Here is a 25,618-nt window from a genome sequence, read left to right as displayed (position 1 = left end):
TCCAGACAATTATTACCCCGTACACCCTTGTGGTGGGCGGGGTTTTTCAGATTTTGACCAGGTGACAAAGTCCCCCCCCGCGCGCCCGGCGCCGCACGGGTGGTGTGCGGCGCCGGACGGCAAGGCGGAGGGTGTTACTCGGCTCAGACGTTGACGCCGAAGTCCTGCGCGATGCCGCGCAGGCCCGATGCGTAACCCTGGCCCACGGCGCGGAACTTCCACTCGGCGCCGTTGCGGTACAGCTCGCCGAAGACCATCGCCGTCTCCGTCGAGGCGTCCTCGGAGAGGTCGTACCGCGCGATCTCCGCGCCGCCCGCCTGGTTCACGACGCGGATGAACGCGTTGCGGACCTGGCCGAACGACTGCTGGCGGGACTCGGCCTCGTAGATCGAGACCGGGAAGACGATCTTGTCCACGTCGGCCGGGACGGCGGCCAGGTCGACCTTGATCGCCTCGTCGTCGCCTTCGCCCTCACCGGTGGTGTTGTCACCGGTGTGCTCGACGGATCCGTCCGGGCTCTTCAGGTTGTTGAAGAACACGAAGTTGCCGTCGCTGCTGACCTTGCCCTCGGCGTTGGTCAGGATCGCGCTGGCGTCGAGGTCGAAGTCCGTACCCGTCGTGGTGCGGACGTCCCAGCCCAGACCGATCAGAACAGCGGTCAGGCCGGGCGCCTCCTTGCTCAGCGATACGTTGCCGCCCTTGCTGAGGCTGACTCCCACAAGTCCTCCCAATAGTTGTCCAGGGGCGGGGAGCCCCAGTCGTGCTTTGCCATCAGATCAACGAGTGGATCCTAGTGACCGGTTCCCGGCCGCCACAGGCTCTGCACCTGAAGAATCACAGGGTGTCACCCCTGAGGAATCACAGGGTGTCGAGCGCCTTGACGTACTCATTGAGGTCACGGGCGTCCGGCAGGCCGTTGACGACAGTCCAGCGCACCACGCCCTCCTTGTCGATGATGAAGGTGCCGCGCACCGAGCAGCCCTTCTCCTCGTCGAAGACCTCGTACGCGCGCGAGACCTCGCCGTGCGGCCAGAAGTCGGACAACAGGGGGTATTCCAGACCCTCCTGTTCGGCGAATACCCGCAGCGTGTGCATGGAGTCGTTCGAGACGGCGAGGAGCTGCGTGTCGTCGTTGACGAACTTCGGCAGCTCGTCACGGAGCGCGCAGAGCTCGCCGGTGCAGACGCCGGTGAACGCGAACGGATAGAAGAGCAGGACCACGTTCTTCTCACCGCGGAAGTCCGAGAGCCGCACGGTCCGCCCGTGATTGTCCTTCAGCTCGAAGTCCGGGGCCTTGGTGCCGGTCACGAGTCCAGCGAGCGCCATGAGTACGCATCCCTTCGACGGTGCCCCTCCGGTGGGGCTGTTCGGGTGACACCCACCCTACGTCCGCCGGTCTGCGCCCCTTTGGGCGCATCGGTCCCCTGCCGCACACGTACATCGGACGTTCACCTCACGCATGCGTGAGGCCCCCGCCGACAGATGTCGACGAGGGCCTCACAGCGGTCTCTGCTGGGGTCGCGGCTCGCGCGAGTGGCTAGCGCTTCTTGGCTGCCGCCTTCGGCGTGAGCAGGCGGCTGCCGCTCCAGTCCTTGCCTGCGTTGATGCTCTTGGTCTGGGACAGACCCGCGGTGGTGGCCGCCTCACCGATGTCACTCGGCTCGACGTAACCCTCCCGACCGGTCTTCGGAGTCAGCAGCAGGATGTGGCCGCCCTCCTCCATGTACGCGATGGCATCCACCAGCGCATCAGTCAGGTCCCCGTCGTCCTCACGGAACCAGAGCACCACGGCATCAGCCACGTCGTCGTAGTCCTCGTCGACGAGCTCGGAGCCGATGGTCTCTTCGATGACCTCGCGGAGCTCCTGATCGACGTCGTCGTCGTAGCCGATCTCCTGGACCACCTGTTCGGGCTGGAAACCAAGCCTTACGGCAAGGTTCGTCTCCGCGTGGTCCGCGGTCGCGCTCACGGATTGCCTCCTGATCATGTTTTTGGGTATGCCTTCAGCCACGCGCGTGCGCGGGGCGTTGGCCGTAGTCCACACGGGCGGGACGGATCGCGCAAGTACCCGGCCGTCAAGACCGCTGAAACGGTGACGTTCCCGGCCGTGTCGCCGCAACTCAAGACCCATCTGCCAGATCCTTCTTCGCGCGTTCCTGGCGCGTACTTCGCTCGTACGGCGCCGATGCGGGCCGATGGGGACTGACGTCCGAACGACCTTACGAAGCGACTAGGCAGGATGGGCGTATCGTTGCGATTTGGCCGAGCCTACCCCAGGGCCACCGCGCGGACCTCTCGGTTACCTCTCAGTAGAGATGACGATTCCGCCCCCGCGGTACACGATGGGGAACGTCTCACAGCCAGGCAGAACCCAGGCGAAAGCCCCAACAGCGAAGGAACAGCGTGGCTTCCGGATCCGATCGCAACCCGATCATCATTGGCGGCCTGCCGAGTCAGGTCCCGGACTTCGATCCCGAAGAGACCCAGGAGTGGCTCGACTCCCTCGATGCCGCGGTCGACGAACGCGGCCGCGAGCGTGCCCGCTACCTGATGCTCCGGCTGATCGAACGCGCGCGCGAGAAGCGTGTCGCCGTGCCCGAGATGCGCAGCACGGACTACGTCAACACGATCGCCACCAAGGACGAGCCGTTCTTCCCCGGAAACGAGGAGATCGAGCGCAAGGTCCTGAACGCGACCCGCTGGAACGCCGCGGTGATGGTCTCGCGCGCCCAGCGCCCCGGCATCGGGGTCGGCGGTCACATCGCCACCTTCGCCTCCTCGGCCTCGCTCTACGACGTGGGCTTCAACCACTTCTTCCGCGGCAAGGACGAGGGCGACGGCGGCGACCAGATCTTCTTCCAGGGGCACGCGTCCCCCGGTATCTACGCCCGCGCGTTCCTCCTCGACCGGCTCTCCGAGCAGCAGCTCGACGCGTTCCGCCAGGAGAAGTCGAAGGCTCCCTACGGCCTGTCGTCCTATCCGCACCCGCGCCTGATGCCGGACTTCTGGGAGTTCCCGACGGTCTCCATGGGCCTGGGCCCGCTCGGCGCGATCTTCCAGGCGCGGATGAACCGCTATATGGAGGCGCGCGGCATCGCCGACACCTCCAAGTCTCACGTCTGGGCCTACCTCGGCGACGGCGAGATGGACGAGCCCGAGTCGCTCGGCCAGCTCTCCATCGCCGCGCGCGAGGGCCTGGACAACCTGACCTTCGTCGTCAACTGCAACCTCCAGCGCCTCGACGGCCCGGTGCGCGGCAACGGCAAGATCATCCAGGAGCTGGAGTCGCAGTTCCGCGGCGCCGGCTGGAACGTCATCAAGCTGGTCTGGGACCGCAGTTGGGACCCGCTGCTCGCCCAGGACCGCGACGGCATCCTGGTCAACAAGCTGAACACGACGCCCGACGGCCAGTTCCAGACGTACGCGACCGAGACCGGCGCCTACATCCGCGACCACTTCTTCGGCGGCGACCACCGGCTGCGCGCCATGGTCGAGAACATGACCGACGAGCAGATCCTGCACCTGGGCCGCGGCGGCCACGACCACAAGAAGGTCTACGCGGCCTACGCGGCGGCCAAGGCCCACAAGGGCCAGCCCACCGTGATCCTCGCCCAGACGGTCAAGGGCTGGACCCTCGGCCCGAACTTCGAGGGCCGCAACGCCACCCACCAGATGAAGAAGCTGACGGTCGACGACCTCAAGGGCTTCCGCGACCGTCTGCACATCCCGATCACGGACAAGCAGCTGGAGGACGGCGCCCCGCCGTACTACCACCCGGGCCGGGCCTCCGAAGAGATCCAGTACATGCACGACCGCCGCCAGGGCCTGGGCGGCTACGTCCCGACCCGTGTCGTGCGCTCGAAGCCGCTGCCGCTCCCCGAGGACAAGACCTACGCGACCGCGAAGAAGGGTTCGGGCCAGCAGTCGATCGCCACCACCATGGCGTTCGTCCGCATCCTGAAGGACCTCATGCGGGACAAGGAGATCGGCAAGCGCTTCGTGCTGATCGCCCCCGATGAGTACCGCACCTTCGGCATGGACGCCTTCTTCCCGAGCGCGAAGATCTACAACCCGCTCGGCCAGCAGTACGAGGCCGTGGACCGCGAACTCCTCCTCGCGTACAAGGAGTCGCCCACGGGTCAGATGCTGCACGACGGCATCTCGGAGGCAGGCTGCACGGCGTCCCTCATCGCCGCGGGTTCGGCCTACGCCACACACGGCGAACCGCTGATTCCCGTGTACGTCTTCTACTCGATGTTCGGTTTCCAGCGCACCGGCGACCAGTTCTGGCAGATGGCCGACCAGCTGGCCCGCGGCTTCGTCCTGGGCGCCACCGCCGGCCGTACGACCCTGACCGGCGAGGGCCTCCAGCACGCGGACGGCCACTCGCAGTTGCTCGCCTCGACCAACCCGGGCTGTGTCGCCTACGACCCGGCCTTCGGTTACGAGATCGCGCACATCGTCAAGGACGGCCTGCGCCGGATGTACGGCCCCGACAGCGAGGACGTCTTCTACTACCTCACCGTCTACAACGAGCCGATCCAGCACCCGGCCGAGCCCGCCGACGTGGATGTCGACGGCATCCTCAAGGGCGTCTACCGCTTCAAGGCGGGCGAGCAGGGAGCCATCCCGGCACAGATCCTCGCCTCCGGTGTCGCGGTGCCGTGGGCGGTGGAGGCCCAGCAGATCCTCGCTTCGGAGTGGAACGTCAAGGCGGACGTCTGGTCGGCGACCTCCTGGAACGAACTGCGCCGCGAGGCGGTCGAGGTGGAGCGCCACAACCTCCTGCACCCCGAGGAGGAGCAGCGCACCCCGTACGTGACGCAGAAGCTCTCCGGCGCCCAGGGCCCGTTCGTGGCCGTCTCCGACTGGATGCGGAGCGTCCCCGACCAGATCTCGCGCTGGGTTCCCGGCACGTACCAGTCGCTCGGCGCGGACGGCTTCGGCTTCGCGGACACCCGCGGTGCCGCCCGCCGCTTCTTCCACATCGACGCGCAGTCGATCGTGGTCGCCGTGCTGACCGAGCTGGCCCGCGAGGGCAAGCTCGACCGCTCCGTACTGAAGCAGGCCATCGACCGCTACCAGCTGCTCGATGTGACGGCCGCGGACCCGGGTGCCGCCGGGGGCGACGCCTGACACGTGCCTGGCCGGCACGCGTCTGGACAGCACACGCCTTGAGCAGGGGGCGGCGGACCACAGGCTCCGTCGCCCCTTGGCATTTCCTACGATGCCCATATGGAAGCGCCCACGAAGCAGTCGACCGCACAACTCCGGTGGGAGCGACGCACCCAGCGTCCGCTCCTCGCACTCGCGGTGACCTTCGCCGTCGCCTACGCCGTACCCATCGTGGTGCCCGACGCGAGCAGAGCCGTGTCGAAGACCTGCACCGTGGTGGAGTGGATCGTCTGGGGCTCGTTCGCCGCCGACTACCTCATACGTCTCCACCTCACCGACCACCGCAAGCGGTTCGTCCGCACTCACTGGCTCGACCTGTGTGCTGTCATCCTCCCGATGCTGCAGCCACTGCGACTGCTGCGGCTTGTCTCGACTCTGCTGCTGGTGGGGCGGCGAGCCCGGATGGCGTCGCAGATTCAGCTGACGACCTATGTCGCCGGCGCCGTGGTGGGCCTCCTCATGTTCGGTTCACTGGCTGTCCTTTCGGTTGAGCGGGAGTCGCCGGACGGCAACATCAAGACCCTTGGCGACGCGGTGTGGTGGTCCTTCACCACGATGACCACCGTCGGCTACGGCGATCACGCGCCCACGACCGGGCTCGGGCGGATCCTCGCGGTCGGTCTGATGCTGTCGGGCATCGCGCTCCTCGGTGTCGTCACCGCCAACATCGCGGCCTGGTTCATCGCTCGTTTCGACCGGGACGATGTCGAGGAGCGGCGCCAGACGGCCGCGATCGAGGCGCTGACGGTGGAGGTGCAGGCACTGCGGGCGCAGGTGGCGGCGTTGACGGGTGAGGTGCCCCCGGTCAGTTCTCCCAGACCTTGAAGGCCCGTACGCGATAAGGCGATTCGGGTGTCCAGGTGCCGCCGCCGGGATAGGTGTCGAACTCCCCGGTCTCGGCGCACTCCGCCGACTGGTAGGTGGTGACCGGTCGGCCGGTGCGATTGGCGAGGGCTTCAGCGCTGCCCCCCTCCGGCAGCGCTACACAGCTCTCGATGTCGATCTCGGACAGGTCGTACACCTGTCGAGCACCCCGGAACTCCGCTTTCCCCCAGAGACATAGCTCCCCTGGCCCGCACCCGGCGAGTGTCGGTGGCGCGGCGGCGCCGACGCGCTTGGCCGGTGTCATGGAATCGGCCTGTGCGACGGCCGTCGAGGCCCCCGCGTGTGCGGGTGTCAGGATCACCGCGGCGAGGGCGGCAGCAGCGGAGAAGGTCGCGGGCATGGTCGTACGCATCTGATTCAACTCCCGTGTCGTGTCGATCACTTGTCAGAACTGTGACCCACTCGCTCGCTCCGTCGGAAGGGGTACGGATGTGCGTCACCCAGATAGGCGAAAGCCCCCCAGGCTGACCCTGAGGGGCTTTCCCTGATGCGCGGACGCCGGGCGGATGCTTGCTCAGCGTAATGCGGCATACGCGGCGTATTCCCTAGATGTGCCCAACTCCGGCGCCCGCATCGGCGTTGGAGCCGCGCTTGGTCAGGACGGCCACCAGGGCCGCGATGACCGAGACGACACCGGCGACGGTGAAGGCCAGGCCCATGCCGGACATGAACGTGTCGTGCACGACGTCCGTGATCTTGGCGAGTACGCCTTCGTTGACGCCGGGGGCCTTGGCCACCTGCTCGGGCACGGCGCCGATCGCGGCCGCCTTGTCGAGGCCCGGCGGCGGCGCGTCCGGCAGACCCGAGTCCTTCCACTCGCCCGCGAGGTCGGAATTGACCTTGTTGGACATGACGGCACCGAGGACGGCCGTGCCGAGGCTGCCGCCGACCTGCATGCCGGCCTGCTGGAGGCCGCCCGCCACACCGGAGAGCTCCAGCGGGGCGTTGCCCACGATCACCTCGGTGGCGCCGACCATGACCGGGGCCAGGCCCAGGCCGAGGAGGGCGAACCAGAGCGACATCGCGGCCGTGCCGGTCTCCGTGGTCATGGTCGTCATGCCGAACATCGCCACGGCCGTGAGCACCATGCCGCCCACCAGCGGGATCCGCGGGCCGAACTTGGTGATCAGCGCGCCGGCGATCGGCGAGGAGACGATCATCATGGCCGTCAGCGGCAGCAGGTGCAGCCCGCTGTCGACCGGGCTCATCCCATGCACGTTCTGCAGGTAGAAGGTGACGAAGAACAGCCCGCCCATGAAGGCGAAGGCCATGAGCACCATCAGCACCGTGCCCGCGGAGAGCGGTACGGAGCGGAACAGGCCCAGCGGGATGAGCGGCTCCTTGACCTTGGTCTCCCACACGGCGAAGAGCACGAAGAGCACGACGGCCGCGCCCAGGAAGGCCCACGTCTTGCCGCTGCCCCAGCCCCAGGCGTCACCGGCCTTGATGAGCGCCCAGATGAGGGAGAACATCGCGCCCGAGAGCAGGACGATGCCGGGGATGTCGAAGGACTTCGGCGCGTTCTCCGCGCGGTGGTCCTTGAGGATCACCAGGCCGAGGACGAGCGCGACGACACCGACCGGCACGTTGATGAAGAACACCGACTGCCAGCTGACGTGCTCGACCAGCACACCGCCGAGGATCGGGCCGCCCGCGGTGGAGGCTCCGATGACCATGCCCCAGATGCCGATCGCCATGTTCAGCTTCTCGGCCGGGAACGTGGCGCGCAGCAGGCCGAGGGCGGCCGGCATCAGCAGCGCGCCGAAGAGACCCTGGAGCACACGGAAGACGATCACCAGGGAGACGCTCCCGGAGACGCCGATGGCCCCCGAGGCGGCGGCGAAGCCCACGACGCCGATGAGGAAGGTCTGCCGGTGGCCGAAGCGGTCACCGAGCTTGCCCGCCGTGATGAGCGCGACGGCCAGCGCGAGGAGGTAGCCGTTGGTTATCCACTGGACGTCCGCGAGCGAGGCGCCGAGATCCTTCTGGATGGCCGGGTTGGCGATCGCCACGATGGTGCCGTCCAGCGCGACCATCATCACGCCGATCGCGACGGAGAAGAGCGTCAGCCAAGGGTGGCCACGCAGGCCCTTGGTCGCGGCCGGAGCGGACGAGGGCTCCGGCGCCTTGTCCGCCTTGTCGACGGTGGTCTGACTAGTCATGTGCGCGAGGCTAATGTCAGCCGCTGACAGTTGACAAACCAATTCACAAGTCGGTAACTGTCACGTCGCTCACAGATAAGGTGAGCTGAGCGGACAGGCAGGAAGAGGACCACGGTGTGAGCACCGAGCAGCAGGCGTCGGACTCGACGGAGTCGCAGGTCGAGGCGTACGGAGACATGGCCGACGAACCCTCCCGGCCCGGTCTTCGCGAGCGCAAGAAGCAGCGCACTCGTGACGCGCTCCTGCGTGCGGCACTCGAGCTCTTCACGACCAAGGGGTACGAGGAGACGACCGTCGACGAGATCGCCGAGGCCGTCGACGTCTCCCAGCGCACGTTCTTCCGGTACTTCGCCAACAAGCAGGAGACCGCCTTCGCCGTGCAGGAGATGGTGGAGCGGCGGTTCGTGGAGGTGCTGCGCGAACGGCCCGCCGGCGAAGCGCCGTTCATCGCACTGCGCGAGGCCGTCATCGGCGCCTGGGACGCGATGAGCCGGTCCATCGAGGAGGTCGTCCCGGTCGAACTCCACATGCGCACCTACCGGATGATCGAATCCACCCCCTCCCTGCTCGCCGTCCACCTGCGCCGCTCCATCGAGATGGAGGAGGAGATCGCGCGGGTGATCGCCGAGCGCGAGGGTCTCGACATGGACGAGGACCCGCGACCGCGGGTGGTGGTGGCCGCGTTCAGCGGGGTGATGCGGGTGACCGGTCAACTGTGGGGAGCGGGCGAGGACACCAGCGTCGAATCGATCCGTGCACTCACCGAGTCGTATCTCGACCACCTGGGGCCGGCGCTGGCGGAGAACTGGCGCAAGGAGTGATCGCGTACGCAGGGTGCGACCACGTGACGCGATCAACTTCCGTAGCATTTCGCTACGTTGAGTGGCAGCCATAAACACCGTACGTGACGGTGCGCCCCAAGTGCGCTGCGCTTACGCGCCACCTACGGAGCGTGATGAAATCGCGCGATGCGCGCCCGCTTTGCCTCAATTACCCCACAGGAAACGTGATCTGCCTCACCCAGCGCACGGCAGGCATCACGATTCTCCTAGGCTGTCGCGTAGTGACTTCCTTCGACTCCTCCCCCCAACTCAACGTCTGGCGCGCATTGCTCGCGCTCGCCGTCGTGTTCGTCATGCTGGCGACGACCGGCTGGACCGCGGTGCGCAACCACAAACACGCTGCGTCGCCGCTCGAAGCCACGCTCTCCGCCTGGGAGCGAGGGCACATCAACGGTCGGCCGCTGCCCGACCCCGATGGCCCGGCCGGCAGGCTCGCCCACTTCTTCGCCTCGCTCGACGCGCAGGATCGCGCCCGGCTCGCCGCCCGCTACCCCCTGGCGGTCGGCAACATGAACGGCGCCCCCGTAGAGCTGCGATATCGCGCGAACAACATCGCGCTGGGCAAGGCCCGCAAGATCGAGCAGCGACGCATGCACGACAAGCGCCTCTCGCCCCTCGGGCAGCAGGAGGCAGAGCGCAGGATGAAGCGGTTCGGCGTGATGATGCGCCCGGGCCGGCAGGTCCTGTCCTTCGACCCGATGGGATCGGGCCGCATAGCCGAGGTCTTCGGAGACCTCGACAAGGCGTCCAGGGTGTCGGTCGTGGTGCCCGGTGTGGACACCAACCTGCTGACCTTCGAGCGGACGTTCCGCAAGTACTCGGCGCCCGTCGGCATGGCCAAGGCCCTGTACGGCGCGGAGCGTGCGGCGAGCCCACGCGCGCGTACCGCCGTGATCGCCTGGGCGGACTACACCGCGCCCGTCGGTCTCGGTGTGGACGCGGCGACGTCCATGCGCGCGGAGGACGGCGCGGTCCGGCTCGACTCCCTGGTGCGCGGACTGCCCGGCCACTCCCCCGTCGCGTTGTACTGCCACAGCTACGGCTCGGTGGTCTGCGGGGTCGCTGCGCGGGACCTGCCGTCCCGTGTCTCCGACATCGCGGTCGCGGGCAGCCCCGGAATGCGCGCCGACTCGGCGTCGCAGCTGGGCACCGGTGCCCGGGTCTGGGCCACCAGGGACGGCGACGACTGGATCGCAGATGTACCGAACATGGAGGTCGGCGGGCTGGGTCACGGGGCCGATCCGGTCTCACGGGACTTCGGCGCGCGGGTGCTGTCCGCCAGGGGCGCGGTCGGCCACACCGGGTACTTCGAACCGGGCACGGAGAGCCTCAGGAACTTCGCCGACATCGGCATCGGCTCGTACCGCTCAGTGCGGTGCGCGGACGGGGATGACGCGTGCCGGGAGGGTTTTTCCGGCACGACAGCGGCCTGACGCGCGTAGAAATCGACAAAACAGCGGCCCGCCGCAGGAGGGACGGAGGCGCGCGTGCCACCTACGATGAGCCGCATGGGTGACGTACTGGCCGGATTTCATGCCGCCTGGGAGTTCGAGTCCGACTCCGTGCTCATCCGCTACGAACGGGGGATCCGCACACCGAAGCTCCTGCAGGCGCTCGGTGAACGCCGCATCCCCCATGAGGCGATCGCAGCGGTGACACTGACTCCTGGCAAGCGCGGGACGGTCGTCCTGCACGCCGTGCCGAGACCGGGCGCGGATCCGCTGATGGAAGCGGCAGCGGGTCAGCTCAAGGACGGCTGCGACCCGTACAGGCTCGTGCTGCCCGCCGAGCGGGAGACGCTCGCGGAGTACTACGCGGACGAGCTGCGGGCCCTGCTGACCCCGGACGACTGCGGGCCTCCGGATCGCTATCTGGTCGCCGCGCCGGAGACGCCGCTGCAGTTCAAGGCGTACGACGGCAAGGCGTCCTTCGACGGCAAATCGGTGGCCTTCCGATGGTTCTGGACCGGCGCTTCGTCCGCGAAGTGGAAGGCCGGCGACCAGAGCTTCCTGGTCACGGACCTGAGCGGCGTCGAGTGGCGCTCTCCCGAGGTCTTCGAGGGCCATCTGCGGCTGCTGCGTCGCGAGACCCCCATCGCCCAGCCCGCGCAGGCGGACCAGGACCCCGCGGCCGTCGTCTTCGGTCTCGGGTACGGCCCGGTGCACGAGTCGCTGCCCTTCGCGGCGTCCGTGCTCGCCGCGGTGCGGGCGTCGGGCCCGGCCCCGACCCCTGGCACGGTCGGCGCTGCCGCCCCGGTGACCCGGCGCGATCCGGCGGACATCGCCGAACGTATCCGGCACCTCGGCGAGCTGCATCAGGCGGGGCTGCTGACGGACGAGGAGTTCACGTCGAAGAAGGCCGAGCTGCTGGCGGAGCTCTGACCTTGCGAGGCGGGAGCTGCGAGGTCGGAGCCGGTTCACGGGGCATGGCGGGGCCTGCGGGGCTCGGGTCATACCTCGGTATGACCGGGGGCTCTGTTCGTACCTGGGTATGAGGTGCGGGTCAGCTCCGCGGTACGACGCCGCGGGAGGTGCTTCGTGCCTACGCTGAGCAGGCCATGAGCAGCGCATCGACACCACCGGACCAGGATCCCCGCCCATCGGCCGCCGAGCCGGGCCGGCGCGGGGGCGCCCTTCGACGTGCGACCGCGGGCGCCCGCGAAGGGCTCGGACGGGCCGGGGTGTTCTTCACGACGCCCGCGGGGCGGACCGAGCCTCTGCTGGCGCAGGCTCCCCAGCGCTGGATGCGCCTGCTGCCCCTGATCATCGCGCTGGCGTTCGTCGCGACACTCATCCCGGTCACCACCCAGGTGCTCACGAACGACTACGGGGTGAGCGGCGGCCTCGCGGGTGCCCTGGGCGTCGCCCAGTCCGCACCCCTGCTGCTGGCGATCAGCCGCCCCATGCTCGCCTGGTACATCATGATCGTCGCCGATGTACTCGGGGCGATCGTCACGATGTCCGCGAGCCAGGACCGTCCCGCCCCCTGGACAGCCATGATCATCGTGGCGTACGTGGCCCTGTGCCTTGTCCTCTCACTGCGCGAGAGCCGGCGCACCCTCCTGGGCATCTGGCTGGTCACGGTCGTCACGAGCCTTGTCCTCGGCGCGTTCCGCGACGCCGACAGCCAGGACACCAGCGTGCTGCTGATCGTGCTGAGCGGTGTCGCGTTGCTGCTCGGCGCCCTGCTGCGGGAGCGCGGCGACGCACAGCGCAGACTCGTCGAGCAGGAGACCATCAGCGAGGCCGAGCGCGCCCAGCGCACCCTCCTCGAGGAACGGGCGCGTATCGCCCGGGAGTTGCACGATGTCGTGGCCCACCACATGTCCGTCATCACGGTGCAGGCGGACTCCGCGCCCTACCGCCTCCCCGGCCTTCCGGACGCGGCCCGCGAGGAGTTCGGGAGCATAGCGGCGAGCGCCCGTGAATCCCTCACGGAGATGCGGCGGCTGCTCGCGGTGCTGCGCAGTGAGGACGCACAGGGCGAGCGGGCCCCGCAGCCGGGGCTCAGCCGACTGCCGCAGCTCGTGGAGGCGACGGTGCGCGCCGGCCTGCCGGTCGATCTCTCACGTCCCGAACTGTCCGTGCTCACACAACTGGCCGATGTGACACCAGCCGTCGACCTGTCGGCGTACCGCATCGTCCAGGAAGCCCTGTCGAACGTGATGCGGCACGCGCCGGGAGCACGCACCTCCATCACCCTGACCCTGGACGAGGAACACCTGCTGATCCTCGTCGTCAACGGCCCGGCGACCGATCCACCCGCTCCGCTGGAGGGCGGCGGCACGGGCCACGGACTCGTCGGCATGCGCGAGCGCGTACGGTTGGTCGGCGGCTCGGTCGACACCGGGCCACTGCCCGACGGTGGCTACCGCGTCGCGGCCCAACTCCCCCTCTTGAAGAAGGACTCCGGCACCGCATGACCATCCGCGTGATCATCGTCGATGACCAGAACATGGTGCGGGCCGGCTTCGCCGCGCTGCTCGCGGCGCAGAGCGACATCGACGTCGTGGGCGAAGCGCCGAACGGCAAGGAGGGTGTCGACGTCAGCCGCCGCACCCATCCCGATGTCGTCCTGATGGATGTCCGGATGCCGGAGATGGACGGACTGGCCGCCACTCGGGCCCTGTTGGACCCGCCGCCCGGCGTGGTGCACGTTCCCAAGGTGCTGATGCTCACCACCTTCGACGTGGACGACTATGTGTACGAGGCGCTGCGCTCCGGCGCATCGGGTTTCCTCCTCAAGGACGCCCCGCCCGCCGACCTGATCTCGGCGGTCCGCGTGGTGGCGGCCGGGGAGGCACTGCTCGCACCGTCGGTGACGCGGCGGCTGATCACGGACTTCGCCAAGCAGCGGCCGCGCAACGACCAGTCGCTGCGGCTGAACGGCCTGACGCCGCGTGAGACCGAGGTACTGGTGCTGATCGCGCGCGGGCTCTCCAATCAGGAGATCGCCGAGCGCCTGGTCCTCGCCGAGCAGACGGTGAAGACCCATATCGGCAAGGTCCTCTCCAAGCTGGACCTGCGCGACCGCGCACAGGCCGTGATCTTCGCCTACGAGTCCGGGCTCATCACGCCCGGCGAGCAGTAGAGCCCCGCCCCCCTACCGCGGTATCAGCTCCACATACCCCGGTATCAGTTGCGAGTTGGCACCGCAGTGTGAGGTGTCGCGGGTCATCGTCTTCCTACCTTTCCCCTCGTCACGCCAGAGCGCGCAACGAATTGGGGAGGGAGACGGGCCATGCGCCTTCGTTCTCAGGAATCTCGCAGGTCTCGCAGGTCTCGCAGGTCTCGCAGGTCTCGCAGGTCTCGCAGGTCTCGCAGGTCTCGCGGCAATTGGAAGGCCCGCAGCAAGCGGACGCTGATCGCCGCGGCTCTCACGACGACGGTCGTGGCCGGTACGACGGGCTGGGCCGTCGGCAATGAACAGCAGCCGATCACCGGCCCACCACCGGGCACGCATGCCTGGCGCGCAGACCATACGCAGGGGGTGGAGCTGCCGGATCCGGCGACCGCGTCCCCCGCCCGAGTGGCCGCGTTCTTCGGCTCGTTGAGCGACGCCCGGCAGCATGAGCTGGCGGAGCGGCACCCGTCGGTCGTCGGCAATCTGGACGGCGCCCCGACTCCATTGCGGTACGAGGCCAACTCCCTTTCCCTGAAGGCCGAGCGTGACCGCGAGCGGGCCCGCGCGAGCGATCCGGGCCTCACACAGCAGGATCATGAGCGGGCCCGTTCCCTGGTCGCCCGGTACGAAGAGCTGCTGGATCCCGGTCGGCGGATACTCGCCTTCGACCCGCGCGGCAGGGGCCAAATCGCCGAAGTCTACGGCGACTTGGCGAGCGCCGACCGTGTGTCGGTCGTCGTGCCGGGATCCGACATCGACCTGAGCACTTTCGACCGCTCGAAGGACCAGTACGGCACACCGGCGGGGATGGCACGCTCGCTGCACGCGGCGGCGGGTGACCGCACGGCCGTGGTGGCCTGGGTCGGGTACACCACGCCGGTCGGTCTCGGCCCCGACGCGGCGACGGGACGGCTCGCGGAAGCGGGAGCTCCCCGCCTCGCGCGATTCGTGCAGGGCCTGACGGCGTCGGGTGCCCCGCGGCCCGCCGTCTTCTGCCACAGCTACGGCTCGGTGGTGTGCGGCCTCGCGGCTCCGAAGCTGCCGGCGTCCGACCTGGTGGTGCTCGGCTCCCCCGGCATGCGTGCGGACAGCGTCGCCGATCTGCACACCACCGCCCGCGTCTGGGCCGCCCGGGACGACAGCGACTGGATCGGCGATGTGCCGAACGTCGAGCTGTTCGGCCTCGGCCACGGCGCGGACCCGGCAGGACCGGGCTTCGGCGCCCGGCGCGTTCCCGCCGAGCGGGCCGAGGGCCACACCGGCTACTTCGCGCCCGGGACGGATTCGCTGCAGGCCTTCGCCGCGATCGCACGGACACCTTCCGGCACCACACCGGACAGCGGCATCGACGGAAGTGAGCCCTCCGCCGGCGCCCGTCCCATCGGAGAGCGGTCATGAGCCTCACGCCCCTGGCCAAGCTGCGCGGGACCGCGGCAGCGATCGACGCCAAGACGCCCGCCCATCGCGACCGGGCCATAGACGGACTGCGCGCGCTCGCCCTGCTCGCCGTGCCGACCGGGCACTGGCTGCTCGGCGGCTTCACCCTCGACGCGGAAGGCGCGCTGCACAATGCCAGTCCCCTGGCCGCGTTCGGCTTCTTCGCACCGCTGAGCTGGGTGCTGCAGATGCTGGGCATCTTCTTCCTGGTCGGCGGATATGCCTCCGCTCTGTCGTACCGCCGTGCGGTGGCGCGCGGCGAGTCGACGGGGCGGTGGCTCCGCGGGCGGGTGGCACGCCTCGGGCGCCCGGTCCTCGGGGTGACGGCCGTATGGGCCGCGCTGATCCCGGCGTTGTACGCGCTGGGGGTGCCGGGGACGACTCTGCGCACGGGGTCCACGCTGGTCATACAGCCGCTGTGGTTCGTCGGCATCTATGCGGTGATCACCGCGCTCACGCCGTGGTGCATCCGAGCGGCAGAGCGGCTCGGGGCCTGGGCCGCGGCGCCGCTTCTCGGCTCGGTCGCCGTCGTCGACTTCCTGCGCTACGGGCCGGTCGGGGACGCCATGCCGTCCTGGCTGAGCTTGTTGAATCTGCTGCCCGGCTGGATGTTCGCCTATCAACTGGGCGTCAGCTGGGGCGAGAAGAGGCTGGGCAGGCGGGGCGCGTGGCTGCTGCTGATCGGGGGCACGGCTCTGTTCGCCGCCTTGCTGCTCGCGTTCCACTATCCGGCGTCGATGGTCGGCGTGCCGGGCGAGGCCCGGACCAATTCGCATCCTCCGTCGCTGCTGGTCCTGGCTCTGGCGGCCGTGCAGAGCGGTGCGGCGATCCTGTTGCGCGAGCGGATCGGGAGGCTGCTGCGCAGGCCCGCGCTGTGGGCGCCGGTCGTCGTGATCAACCTGTCGGCGATGACGATCCTGTGCTGGCACCAGACGGCGCTGCTCGCCGCGGCCGTGCCCGGTTCGTTCCTCGGGGGCACGGTGCCGGGGCTGACCGCGGCACCGGACACCCTGGGCTGGATAGCCGCCCGGACCGCCTGGCTTCCGGTCTTCGGAGCTCTGCTGGTGTTGATAGGCAGCCGCACGCGCGGCTTCGAGGCGCCCTGGAAGCGGGCGACGCACGGGCGTCGGGCCCTCGCCGGGCTGCTGGCGGCCGGGTTCGCGGTCTTCGCCCTGGGGCTGGCGTGACCGGCCCGAGCCGGTGGGCGGGGACGCCCCGGCAGGGCCGAGGCGTCCCCCTGGGGCTACTCCCGGCCGGCCGAGGTGAACGTCATGTCGGCGTAGCGATCGCCCGCGACCTGGGCGGCAATGGGGGCGAGGAGGTCGAGTTCGGCGGGGGTGAGCTCGATGCGGGTGGCCGCGGTGTTCTCCTCGACCCGGGTGCGCTTGCGGGTGCCGGGGATGGGGACGACGGTCAGCCCGTAGGTCTGGGCCTGCCGCTGGACCCAGGCGAGGGCGATCTGGCCGAGGCTCACGCCGTGGGCGTCGGCGACGGTGCGCACCGGTTCGAGGAGGGCCGAGTTGGCGGCGGCGTTGTCGCCCGTGAAGCGGGGCTGCTGGCGGCGGAAGTCGTCCTCGCCGAGTTCCTTGTCGGCGCTGACGAACGAGCCGGTGAGGAAACCGCGGCCGAGCGGCGAGTAGGGGACGAGGCCGACGCCGAGTTCTGCGGCGGCGGGGACGACGCCCCGCTCGATGTCCCGGCTGAAGAGCGACCACTCCGACTGCAGGGCGGCGATGGGGTGGACGGCGTGGGCGGCGCGGAGTTCGGGGCCGGTGACCTCGCTGAGGCCCAGGTGCTTGACCTTGCCCGCGGCGACGAGTTCGGCCATCACGCCGACCGTCTCCTCGATCGGCACGTTCGGGTCGCGGCGGTGCATGTAGTAGAGGTCGATGGCGTCCACGCCGAGGCGTCGCAGGCTCGCGTCGACGCAGGAACGGATGTACGCGGGGTCGTTGTTGATGATCCGCTTCGTCGGGTCGTCCGGGTGCACGGCCAGGGCGAACTTGGTCGCGATGACGACCTCGTCGCGATGAGCCTTGAAGAAGGGAGAGAGGAACTGCTCGTTCTCACCGGCGGCGTAGGCGTCGGCGGTGTCGTAGAGGGTGACGCCCAGGTCCAGGGCGTGTTCCAGGGTGGCCCGGGCCTCGTCGGCGTCGGTCGGGCCGTACGCGAAGCTCATGCCCATGCAGCCGAGTCCCTGGACGCCGACCTCGGGTCCTTCCGTCCCGAGCTGGACCTTCGCGATCTGGCCTGTCTGTGCGGTCATCAGGTTCAGTGCCTCTCCGGCGCCCGTCGGGCGTCCGAGTAAAAGTTGATCTTGTAGTCGAGTACGGCGAGCGTGTCCTGGAGTTCCGCGATGCGCGTGCGGACGTCGCGGCGCGTCTGTTCGAGGAGTTCGTGGCGCTCGGTGAAGGTGTGGTCGCCTTCGCGGACCAGCTCGGCGTAGCGGACCATGTCGGCCACCGGCATTCCGGTCAGGCGGAGCTTGCCGACGAAGGTGAGCCAGTCGAGATCGCGGTTGCGGTAGCGGCGCTGGCCCGTGTGGGAGCGGTCGATGTGGGGCATCAGGCCGATTCGCTCGTACCAGCGCAGGGTGTGCGCGGTCAGGCCGATGAAGGCGACGACCTCGCTGATCGTGTAGTGGTCCTGCCCGTCGGGGCGTGGGTGGGCGGTGGGCGCCGAGGCGCAGGCGTCAGGCTTTGTGTCGGTCAGTCCCTGTGCGGGGGTGGTCTCGGTCTCCATCACCGTCATGACCACCACGCTAGAACCTTGGAGTGCACTCGAAGCAAGCGGTACCGGGAGGAAATATGTGACGGAAACAATCCACGGGAAATCCCGTCGAGCGGTGACTACGGTGCCGATCATGACTGTTGTTCGCCGTGCGCTGCCAGAGGATGCCGAGGAACTGATCAGGTTGCGGCAGGTGATGATCGACTCGGTCTTCGCCGCCCGTTCCGGGGGCGAGTCCGACACCAGTTGGCATGCCGAGTCCGTGCCCACGGTGCGGGGCAGACTGGCCGATCCGGACGGGGAGTTCGCGGCGTTCGTCGTCGACTTCCCCGGCCGGCCGGGGAGGCTGGCGGCCCTGGTCGTGGGGACGGTGGACTACCGCATCGGGCGGGCGGGGAATCCGCACGGGGTCGTCGGCTACGTCTTCAGTGTCGCCACCGATCCCGAGCAGCGGCGCCGTGGGTATGCGCGGGCTTGTATGGAGGCGCTGCTCGACTGGTTCCGCGAGCGAGGTGCGGGCAGTGTCGATCTCAACGCGTCGGCGGAGGCGGAGCCGCTGTATGCCTCGCTCGGCTTCGTGCGCAAGCCGGACCCCTCGATGCGGCTGAGCCTCTAGGGCGCTTACGCTCGTACGCATGCAGAGCCTGGCGTTGATCGAGAACTGGCCGGTACCGACCGCTGCCGCCGCCGTCGTCCGTGCGGACGGCACGATCGCCGGGGCCCATGGGCCCACGGGGCACCGGTTCGCGCTCGCCTCGGTCACCAAACTGCTCGCGGCGTACGCGGCGCTGGTGGCGTACGAGGAGGGGGCGATCGAGCTCGACGAGCCCGCCGGGCCCGAGGGGTCGACCGTGCGGCATCTGCTCGCGCACACCAGTGGGCTCGCCTTCGACGAGCACCGGGTGACGGCGCCTGCCGGGACGCGGCGGCTGTACTCGAACGCGGGGTTCGAGGTGCTGGGGGATCACATCGCCAAGGCGACGGAGATTCCCTTCGGGGAGTATCTGCGGCAGGCGGTGCTTGAGCCGCTGGGCATGGGGGCCACCTCGCTCGAAGGGGGTGCCTCGCCCGCCAAGGACGGGGTGTCCACCGTGGATGATCTGGTGAGGTTCGCGGCGGAGGTGCAGGTGCCGCGGTTGCTGGATCCGCGGACTGTGGCTGAGGCGATGTCCGTGGCGTATCCGGGGCTGAAGGGGGTGCTGCCGGGGTACGGGCATCAGAATCCCAATGACTGGGGGCTCGGATTCGAGATCCGGGACTCCAAGTCGCCGCACTGGACGGGGAGTTCTTCTTCGGCTCGGACGTTCGGGCACTTTGGGCAGGCCGGGACGTTCCTGTGGGTCGATCCTGATGCGGGGGCGGCGTGTGTCGCTCTGACGGATCGGGCGTTCGGGCCCTGGGCGGTTGAGGTGTGGCCCGCGTTTACCGATGCGGTGCTCTCCGAGCTGTAAGCGGGCCTCGATCGACCCCTGGGTTATCTGTGCCCCGCGTCTTGGGTGCCGGACGGGGGTTTCCGCAGCCCGGCGGTTCGGGGTGCCGCCGTTGTGCCCACCCTTCCCCAAGCTCTCGGCTCCGCTCGAGCAGGGGAGACCCCACTCGCCCCAGCGGCACGACTGCCCACAACGGCGGCGGCGAGTGGCACGACTGCCCACAACGGCGGCGGCGAGTGGCACGGCTGTCCACAGCTGTGAGCGGCAGCGGGCGCCGCTGGGCGCGTCCCGCTCTCACCCCGTCATCTCCCACACCAGCAGTTCCGCCCCCGTCGGAGACGTAGCCGCCGCCTCCTGAGGGGCCTCCCCCGTCAGCCGTGCCGCGTCGCCCTGCCGTAGATCCGCCCCGCCCAGGCGGACTTCGCCGCGCACCACGTGGACGTACACGAAAGGTGCGGACGGTAGCGCGGTGCGTTCCTGCGGGGACAGGCGGCGGACGTGGAGGAGGGCTCCCGCTGCCGGGACCGCGTAAGGGGTGGAGTCCGCGATGCCGTGGACCACCTCGTAGGACGGGTCGCCTCCCGGTGCGAGCGGGGAGAGCCACATCTGGACGAAGACCAGGGGATCCGCTCCGTCGTTGCGTTCCACATGGCGGACGCCGCCGCCCGCGCTCAGGCGCTGGACGTCGCCCCGGCGGACCACCGACTCGTGGCCCGTGGAGTCGCGATGGGTGAGCTCGCCCTCGGCCACCCACGTCACGATCTCCGTGTGGCTGTGCGGGTGCTCGTCGAAGCCCGCGCCGGGCGCGAGCCGCTCTTCGTTGCAGGCCAGGATCGCGCCGAAGCGGAGGTTGTCGGGGTCGTAGTGCGGCCCGAAGGAGAAGGCGTGGAAGGTCTCGATACCGGTGCCGGGCTCCCCGCCGCGGTACCGATCGCCGGAGCGCCGTACATCAATCACGCACCCACGGTAGACCGCGCATCGCCCGCCGCCGCCCGGAAACCCGCACCCCGGCCAAGCCCCGACACCGCGCGCCGCCACCCGCAATCCTCACCCCGCATACGCCCCGGCACCGCGCGCCGCCACCCCTGATCCCCGCCCCACATACGACCCGGCACCGCACACCACCGTCCCCAATCCCCACCCCACACGCGACCCGACTCCGCCCGCCCCCACCCCCAATCCCCACCCCACATACGACCCGGCACCGCACACCACCGTCCCGATAAGGCAGTCTTGTCCCCGTGCCCGAACCCTCTGCGAACGAAGCCCACCAGGACGCCCACCAGGCAGCCCATGAGGAAGCCGCCCGTCAGGACGCACATCGGAAGGCTCACGCGCACTCAGCCACGCTGAAGCGCCTGGAGCAGTCCTCCGGCAGTCTGGCGGCGCAGGCCATCGCGCGCATGGACGAGACGTTGTCCTGGTACCGGGCGATGCCACCGGAGAACCGGTCGTGGATCGGCCTGGTGGCGCAGGCCGGCATCGCCGCCTTCACCGAGTGGTTCCGGCATCCGGACGCGCCACAGGCCATCTCCACCGATGTCTTCGGGACCGCACCCCGCGAGCTGACCAGGGCGATCACCCTGCGCCAGACCGTCGAGATGGTGCGTACGACGATCGAGGTGATGGAGTCCGCGGTCGACGAGATCGCGGCCCCGGGAGATGAGTCCATCCTCCGCGAGGCACTGCTCGTCTACGCCCGCGAGATCGCCTTCGCCACCGCCCAGGTCTACGCGCAGGCCGCCGAGGCACGCGGTGCCTGGGACGCCCGGCTCGAGTCGCTCGTCGTCAACGCCGTCCTGTCCGGGGAAGCCGACGAGGGGGCCGTCTCCCGCGCCGCCGCGCTCGGCTGGAACTCGCCCGAGCACGTCTGTGTCGTCCTCGGCACCGCGCCCGACGGCGACAGCGAGCTCACCGTCGAGGCCATCCGCCGCGCCGCCCGGCACGCCAAGCTGCAGGTCCTGACCGGTGTGCTTGGCGACCGCCTGGTCGTCATCGCGGGCGGCAGCGACAATCCGCTGCAGGTCGCCAAGGGGCTCATCGGTCCGTATGCGGCCGGGCCCGTCGTCGCGGGCCCCATCGTCCCCGACCTGCTCGCGGCCACCCGTTCCGCACAGGCGGCGGCCGCCGGGCTCAAGGCGTGCGCCGCCTGGCAGGACGCCCCGAGGCCCGTTCTCGCGGACGATCTCCTGCCGGAGCGCGCGATCGCGAGCGATCCCGCCGCGCGGGAGCAGCTGGTGGAGGAGATCTACAGACCGCTGGAGGAGGCGGGCTCCGCGCTCCTGGAGACGCTGAGCGTCTATCTGGAACAGGCGAGCAGCCTCGAAGGGGCCGCCCGGATGCTCTTCGTGCACCCCAACACCGTGCGCTACCGGCTCCGACGTGTGACAGACGTCACCGGCTGGTCGCCCTCCGACGTACGCTCGGCATTCACGCTGCGCATCGCGCTGATCCTGGGGCGTCTGGCCGACGGAGATCTCCAACCGTAGGTTTTTGTCGGGCCCCTACAATTCCCCCAGCCGTTCTTGGTCCCTGTCCCCACGGGCGGCTTCCACCGTCCACAAGAGAGAGTGTGAGAGTGCTCGTACTCGTCGCTCCCGGCCAAGGCGCCCAGACGCCCGGCTTCCTGACCCCCTGGCTCGACCTCCCCGGCGCGGCCGACCGCCTCGCGGCATGGTCGGACGCCATCGGGCTCGACCTCGCCCACTACGGCACGCAGGCCGACGCGGACGCGATCCGCGACACCGCCGTGGCCCAGCCGCTCCTTGTGGCCGCCGGTCTGCTCGCCGCCGAGGCACTCGGTGACGCGCTCGCGGCGAACAAGCCCGGCGCGGTCGCGGGGCACAGCGTCGGCGAGATCACCGCTGCCGCGTACGCCGGTGTGCTCACCGACGACGACGCGCTGCGCCTCGTACGCAAGCGCGGGCTCGCCATGGCCGACGCCGCCGCGATCACGGAGACCGGCATGGCGGCGCTGCTCGGCGGCGACCCCGAGGTCACCGTCCCGCACCTGGAGAAGCTCGGCCTGACGCCGGCGAACGTGAACGGCGCGGGCCAGATCGTCGCCGCGGGCACCGCCGAGCAGCTCGCCGCGCTCGAGGCGGACAAGCCCGAGGGCGTCCGCCGTGTCGTGCAGCTGAAGGTCGCGGGCGCGTTCCACACGCACCACATGGCTCCGGCCGTCGCCACGCTCGAGGAGGCCGCCAAGGCCCTCGACGTCGCCGACCCGAAGCTGACGTACGTATCGAACCGTGACGGCAAGGCCGTGGCGTCCGGCTCCGACGTGGTGTCGCGCCTTGTCGGTCAGGTTGCCAACCCGGTGCGCTGGGACCTGTGCATGGAGACGTTCAAGGAGCTCGGCGTCACCGGCTTGATCGAGCTGTGCCCCGGCGGCACGCTGACCGGGATCGCCAAGCGCGCCCTGCCCGGTGTGAAGACGGTGGCCCTGAAGACCCCGGACGACCTCGACGCCGCATCTGCGCTCATCGCCGACACCGCATCCGCCGCCGACGCGGCGGGTGCCTGAGAAGGAGCCTGGAGAGCATGTCGAAGATCAAGCCCAGTAAGGGAGCCCCTTACGCGCGCATCATGGGCGTCGGCGGCTACCGGCCCACGCGTGTCGTGCCCAACGAGGTGATCCTCGAGACGATCGACTCGTCCGACGAGTGGATCCGCTCCCGCTCCGGCATCGCGACCCGCCACTGGGCCTCCGACGAGGAGACCGTGGCCGCGATGTCCATCGAGGCCTCGGGCAAGGCGATCGCCGACGCGGGCATCACGCCCGAGCAGATCGGCGGCGTGATCGTCTCGACCGTCTCGCACTTCAAGCAGACCCCGGCCATCGCCACCGAGATCGCGGACAAGATCGGCGCGGGCAAGCCCGCCGCGTTCGACATCTCCGCGGGCTGCGCGGGCTTCGGCTACGGCCTCACCCTCGCCAAGGGCATGGTCGTCGAGGGTTCCGCCGAGTACGTCCTGGTCATCGGCGTGGAGCGGCTGAGCGACCTCACCGACCTGGAGGACCGCGCGACGGCCTTCCTGTTCGGTGACGGCGCGGGCGCCGTGATCGTGGGCCCGTCCAAGGAGCCGAAGATCGGCCCGACGGTCTGGGGCTCGGAGGGCGACAAGTCCGAGACGATCAAGCAGACCGAGTCCTGGGACGCGTACCGCAAGGGCGCGCCCGACAAGTTCCCTGCCATCACGCAGGAGGGCCAGGCGGTCTTCCGCTGGGCCGTGTTCGAGATGGCGAAGGTCGCCAAGGAGGCGCTGGACGCCGCCGGCCTGAGCCCGGACGACCTGGACGTCTTCATCCCGCACCAGGCCAACATGCGGATCATCGACTCGATGGTGAAGACCCTGAAACTGCCGGAGCACGTCACGGTCGCCCGTGACGTGGAGACCACCGGCAACACGTCGGCCGCCTCGATTCCGCTCGCGATGGAGCGGCTTCTGGCGACCGGCGAGGCGAAGAGCGGCGACACCGCGCTCGTCATCGGCTTCGGGGCGGGTCTCGTGTACGCCGCCACGGTCGTTACCCTCCCCTAGGCATCTCGTCCGGATCATCCGGTCCGGTTCGGAAGCCGCCACACCCTCTGGATACATAAGAAGGAGCGCCAACATGGCCGCCACTCAGGAAGAGATCGTCGCCGGTCTCGCCGAGATCGTGAACGAGATCGCCGGCATCCCGGTCGAGGACGTCCAGCTGGACAAGTCCTTCACCGACGACCTGGACGTCGACTCGCTGTCCATGGTCGAGGTCGTCGTCGCCGCCGAAGAGCGCTTCGACGTCAAGATCCCGGACGACGACGTCAAGAACCTCAAGACGGTCGGCGACGCGACCGCGTACATCGTCAAGCACCAGGGCTGATCCGGCCCGAGCTCTGTCGCCACCCGGCGGTGGCGCCGCTGATCCCCTCAACACCGTGGAGAAATTTCCTGTGAACTCGACCAATCGCACCGTGGTCGTCACCGGTATCGGCGCAACCACACCGCTGGGTGGCGACGCAGCTTCGACCTGGGAAGGTCTGCTCGCGGGCCGTTCGGGTGTGAGCCTGATCGAGAAGGACTGGGCAGCCGAGCTGCCGGTCCGTATCGCCGGCCAGATCGCCGTCGAGCCCGGCGAGATCATCCCGCGTCCGCAGGCCAGGAAGCTGGACCGCTCGGCGCAGTTCGCGCTGATCGCGGCCAAGGAGGCCTGGGCGGACGCCGGCTACACCGACAAGGCCGGCGAGGACAAGAGCGTCGACCCCGACCGTCTCGGCGCGGTCATCGCCTCCGGCATCGGCGGCGTGACCACCCTGCTCGACCAGTACGACGTGCTCAAGGAGAAGGGCGTACGCCGCGTCTCCCCGCACACCGTGCCGATGCTGATGCCCAACTCACCGTCGGCCAACGTCGGCATCGAGCTGGGCGCCCACGCGGGTGTCCACACCCCCGTGTCGGCGTGCGCGTCGGGCGCGGAGGCCATCGGCTACGCGATCGAGATGATCCGCACCGGCCGTGCCGACGTCGTCGTCGCGGGCGGCACGGAGGCGGCGATCCACCCGCTGCCGATCGTGGCGTTCGGCAACATGATGGCGATGTCCAAGAACAACGACGACCCGGAAGGCGCCTCACGCCCCTACGACGCCGACCGCAACGGCTTCGTGCTCGGCGAGGGCGCCGGCGTGATCGTCCTGGAGTCCGAGGAGCACGCCAAGGCCCGCGGCGCGAAGATCTACGCGGAGGCCGTCGGCCAGGGCATCTCGGCCGACGCGCACCACATCACGCAGCCCGAGCCCTCTGGCAACGGCATCGCGGCGGCGCTGCAGAACCTGGTCGACAACACCGACCTGAAGCCCGCCGAGATCATGCACGTGAACGCGCACGCGACCTCGACTCCGCAGGGCGATGTCGCCGAGATCAAGGCGCTGCGCAAGGCCTTCGGTGACGACGTCGACCACATGGCGATCTCCAGCACCAAGTCGATGACCGGTCACCTGCTCGGTGGCGCGGGCGGCGTGGAGACCGTGGCCACGGTCCTCGCGCTGAAGCACCGCATCGCCCCGCCGACGATCAACATCGACAACCTCGACCCCGAGGTCGACGCGGACATCGTCCGCAACGAGGCCCGCCCGCTGCCCGAGGGCCGGATCGCGGCGCTGAACGACTCGTTCGGCTTCGGCGGCCACAACGTGGTGCTCGCGTTCAGGACGGTCTGACCCAGGACGCGGTCGAAAAAGGGCCCCCCCCCGGGGGGGGGGGGCCGTTTGGTCGCGGGCCACCACCCCGGTGACCCCGCCGGCGACCACCCGGGGGCGCCCCCCCCCCCCCGCCCCCCCCCCCCCCCCCCCCC

Annotated in this window: 24 protein-coding genes; 16 read left to right on the top strand and 8 right to left on the bottom strand. The window is 69.6% G+C overall.

The genetic code is table 11. From position 1 onward, the window contains the following. Nucleotides 1–143: 143 nt before the first annotated feature. The 3 genes from ACFWY6_RS25635 to ACFWY6_RS25625 form a co-directional block, all read right to left on the bottom strand. A complete protein-coding gene (locus ACFWY6_RS25635; RefSeq protein ID WP_135330821.1) occupies nucleotides 144–719 on the bottom strand; it encodes a TerD family protein in 576 nt (191 codons plus the stop codon). A gap of 139 nt (nucleotides 720–858) precedes the next feature. Further along, nucleotides 859–1,326 carry a peroxiredoxin gene (locus tag ACFWY6_RS25630; protein WP_360762594.1) on the bottom strand — a complete coding sequence of 156 codons (468 nt, stop codon included), beginning with the start codon at nucleotides 1,324–1,326 and terminating at the stop codon, nucleotides 859–861. A gap of 211 nt (nucleotides 1,327–1,537) precedes the next feature. After that, nucleotides 1,538–1,969: a DUF3052 domain-containing protein gene (locus tag ACFWY6_RS25625; protein ID WP_266867444.1), complete on the bottom strand. Its 432-nt coding sequence runs from the start codon at nucleotides 1,967–1,969 to the stop codon at nucleotides 1,538–1,540. A 434-nt stretch (nucleotides 1,970–2,403) separates the two neighbouring features. Here ACFWY6_RS25625 and aceE point away from each other — a divergent pair, with 434 nt between their 5' ends. Both aceE and ACFWY6_RS25615 read left to right on the top strand, forming a co-directional pair. Next, nucleotides 2,404–5,136: a pyruvate dehydrogenase (acetyl-transferring), homodimeric type gene (gene aceE / locus ACFWY6_RS25620; RefSeq protein ID WP_384694662.1), complete on the top strand. Its 2,733-nt coding sequence runs from the start codon at nucleotides 2,404–2,406 to the stop codon at nucleotides 5,134–5,136. A 99-nt stretch (nucleotides 5,137–5,235) separates the two neighbouring features. Continuing rightward, nucleotides 5,236–6,000 (top strand): potassium channel family protein, encoded by a 765-nt coding sequence (locus tag ACFWY6_RS25615; protein ID WP_384694659.1) that lies wholly within the window; start codon nucleotides 5,236–5,238, stop codon nucleotides 5,998–6,000. On the opposite strand, the gene ACFWY6_RS25610 is transcribed toward ACFWY6_RS25615, so the two are convergent. Together ACFWY6_RS25610 and ACFWY6_RS25605 are read right to left on the bottom strand one after the other, a co-directional pair. Beyond that, nucleotides 5,981–6,412 carry a peptidase inhibitor family I36 protein gene (locus tag ACFWY6_RS25610; protein WP_384694672.1) on the bottom strand — a complete coding sequence of 144 codons (432 nt, stop codon included), beginning with the start codon at nucleotides 6,410–6,412 and terminating at the stop codon, nucleotides 5,981–5,983. The two genes, ACFWY6_RS25615 and ACFWY6_RS25610, sit on opposite strands and share 20 nt — an antisense overlap. A 193-nt stretch (nucleotides 6,413–6,605) precedes the next feature. After that, on the bottom strand, nucleotides 6,606–8,222 hold the full coding sequence (locus ACFWY6_RS25605; protein ID WP_384694656.1) for an MFS transporter: 1,617 nt from the start codon (nucleotides 8,220–8,222) through the stop codon (nucleotides 6,606–6,608). 176 nt (nucleotides 8,223–8,398) lie between these two features. Between ACFWY6_RS25605 and ACFWY6_RS25600 the strand changes: the two genes are divergently transcribed. The 7 genes from ACFWY6_RS25600 to ACFWY6_RS25570 all read left to right on the top strand — a co-directional run bounded on the left by ACFWY6_RS25600 (nucleotide 8,399) and on the right by ACFWY6_RS25570 (nucleotide 16,311). Further along, complete coding sequence (locus ACFWY6_RS25600; protein ID WP_384694669.1) at nucleotides 8,399–9,043, top strand: TetR family transcriptional regulator; 645 nt, start codon at nucleotides 8,399–8,401, stop codon at nucleotides 9,041–9,043. Between the two features lie 242 nt (nucleotides 9,044–9,285). After that, on the top strand, nucleotides 9,286–10,497 hold the full coding sequence (locus ACFWY6_RS25595; RefSeq protein WP_384694653.1) for an alpha/beta hydrolase: 1,212 nt from the start codon (nucleotides 9,286–9,288) through the stop codon (nucleotides 10,495–10,497). Nucleotides 10,498–10,563: 66 nt separating this feature from the next. Continuing rightward, on the top strand, nucleotides 10,564–11,445 hold the full coding sequence (locus tag ACFWY6_RS25590) for a DUF4429 domain-containing protein (RefSeq protein ID WP_384694666.1): 882 nt from the start codon (nucleotides 10,564–10,566) through the stop codon (nucleotides 11,443–11,445). Nucleotides 11,446–11,621: 176 nt separating this feature from the next. Continuing rightward, on the top strand, nucleotides 11,622–12,986 hold the full coding sequence (locus ACFWY6_RS25585) for a sensor histidine kinase (protein ID WP_384694650.1): 1,365 nt from the start codon (nucleotides 11,622–11,624) through the stop codon (nucleotides 12,984–12,986). Further along, on the top strand, nucleotides 12,983–13,654 hold the full coding sequence (locus tag ACFWY6_RS25580; RefSeq protein WP_266867433.1) for a response regulator transcription factor: 672 nt from the start codon (nucleotides 12,983–12,985) through the stop codon (nucleotides 13,652–13,654). Before ACFWY6_RS25585 ends, ACFWY6_RS25580 begins: the two co-directional genes overlap by 4 nt. A gap of 300 nt (nucleotides 13,655–13,954) precedes the next feature. After that, nucleotides 13,955–15,085, top strand: a complete 1,131-nt coding sequence (locus tag ACFWY6_RS25575; RefSeq protein ID WP_384694647.1) for an alpha/beta hydrolase — start codon at nucleotides 13,955–13,957, stop codon at nucleotides 15,083–15,085. After that, on the top strand, nucleotides 15,082–16,311 hold the full coding sequence (locus tag ACFWY6_RS25570) for an acyltransferase (protein ID WP_384694644.1): 1,230 nt from the start codon (nucleotides 15,082–15,084) through the stop codon (nucleotides 16,309–16,311). Before ACFWY6_RS25575 ends, ACFWY6_RS25570 begins: the two co-directional genes overlap by 4 nt. Before the next feature lie 56 nt (nucleotides 16,312–16,367). On the opposite strand, the gene ACFWY6_RS25565 is transcribed toward ACFWY6_RS25570, so the two are convergent. Both ACFWY6_RS25565 and ACFWY6_RS25560 read right to left on the bottom strand, forming a co-directional pair. After that, nucleotides 16,368–17,390 (bottom strand): aldo/keto reductase, encoded by a 1,023-nt coding sequence (locus ACFWY6_RS25565; protein ID WP_266867427.1) that lies wholly within the window; start codon nucleotides 17,388–17,390, stop codon nucleotides 16,368–16,370. A 5-nt stretch (nucleotides 17,391–17,395) separates the two neighbouring features. Further along, complete coding sequence (locus ACFWY6_RS25560; protein ID WP_384694640.1) at nucleotides 17,396–17,875, bottom strand: MerR family transcriptional regulator; 480 nt, start codon at nucleotides 17,873–17,875, stop codon at nucleotides 17,396–17,398. A 112-nt stretch (nucleotides 17,876–17,987) separates the two neighbouring features. Between ACFWY6_RS25560 and ACFWY6_RS25555 the strand changes: the two genes are divergently transcribed. Continuing rightward, nucleotides 17,988–18,470 (top strand): GNAT family N-acetyltransferase, encoded by a 483-nt coding sequence (locus ACFWY6_RS25555; RefSeq protein ID WP_384694637.1) that lies wholly within the window; start codon nucleotides 17,988–17,990, stop codon nucleotides 18,468–18,470. A gap of 19 nt (nucleotides 18,471–18,489) precedes the next feature. After that, the gene (locus tag ACFWY6_RS25550; RefSeq protein WP_384694634.1) at nucleotides 18,490–19,305 is read left to right on the top strand and encodes a serine hydrolase domain-containing protein; all 816 of its coding nucleotides are present in this window, start codon (nucleotides 18,490–18,492) and stop codon (nucleotides 19,303–19,305) included. A gap of 273 nt (nucleotides 19,306–19,578) precedes the next feature. On the opposite strand, the gene ACFWY6_RS25545 is transcribed toward ACFWY6_RS25550, so the two are convergent. Next, nucleotides 19,579–20,241: a pirin family protein gene (locus tag ACFWY6_RS25545; RefSeq protein ID WP_384694631.1), complete on the bottom strand. Its 663-nt coding sequence runs from the start codon at nucleotides 20,239–20,241 to the stop codon at nucleotides 19,579–19,581. A 392-nt stretch (nucleotides 20,242–20,633) separates the two neighbouring features. Here ACFWY6_RS25545 and fasR point away from each other — a divergent pair, with 392 nt between their 5' ends. The 5 genes from fasR (at nucleotide 20,634) to fabF (ending at nucleotide 25,484) form a co-directional block, all read left to right on the top strand. After that, entirely contained in the window at nucleotides 20,634–21,773 is a 1,140-nt protein-coding gene (fasR, locus tag ACFWY6_RS25540) for a fatty acid biosynthesis transcriptional regulator FasR (RefSeq protein WP_361822989.1), read from the top strand. Nucleotides 21,774–21,862: 89 nt separating this feature from the next. Beyond that, complete coding sequence (locus ACFWY6_RS25535; RefSeq protein WP_384694628.1) at nucleotides 21,863–22,810, top strand: ACP S-malonyltransferase; 948 nt, start codon at nucleotides 21,863–21,865, stop codon at nucleotides 22,808–22,810. A 17-nt stretch (nucleotides 22,811–22,827) separates the two neighbouring features. Further along, nucleotides 22,828–23,829 (top strand): ketoacyl-ACP synthase III, encoded by a 1,002-nt coding sequence (locus ACFWY6_RS25530; RefSeq protein WP_360762546.1) that lies wholly within the window; start codon nucleotides 22,828–22,830, stop codon nucleotides 23,827–23,829. Nucleotides 23,830–23,902: 73 nt separating this feature from the next. Next, the gene (locus ACFWY6_RS25525) at nucleotides 23,903–24,151 is read left to right on the top strand and encodes an acyl carrier protein (protein ID WP_384694624.1); all 249 of its coding nucleotides are present in this window, start codon (nucleotides 23,903–23,905) and stop codon (nucleotides 24,149–24,151) included. A 70-nt stretch (nucleotides 24,152–24,221) separates the two neighbouring features. Beyond that, nucleotides 24,222–25,484: a beta-ketoacyl-ACP synthase II gene (fabF, locus tag ACFWY6_RS25520; protein WP_384694622.1), complete on the top strand. Its 1,263-nt coding sequence runs from the start codon at nucleotides 24,222–24,224 to the stop codon at nucleotides 25,482–25,484. The last annotated feature ends 134 nt before the right edge of the window (nucleotides 25,485–25,618 follow it).

It is taken from the genome of Streptomyces sp. NPDC059037 (assembly GCF_042740015.1).
Lineage (GTDB): Bacteria > Actinomycetota > Actinomycetes > Streptomycetales > Streptomycetaceae > Streptomyces.
The sequence above is the reverse complement of the archived record's forward strand: the minus strand, read 5'-3'. Positions and strand labels throughout refer to the sequence as shown.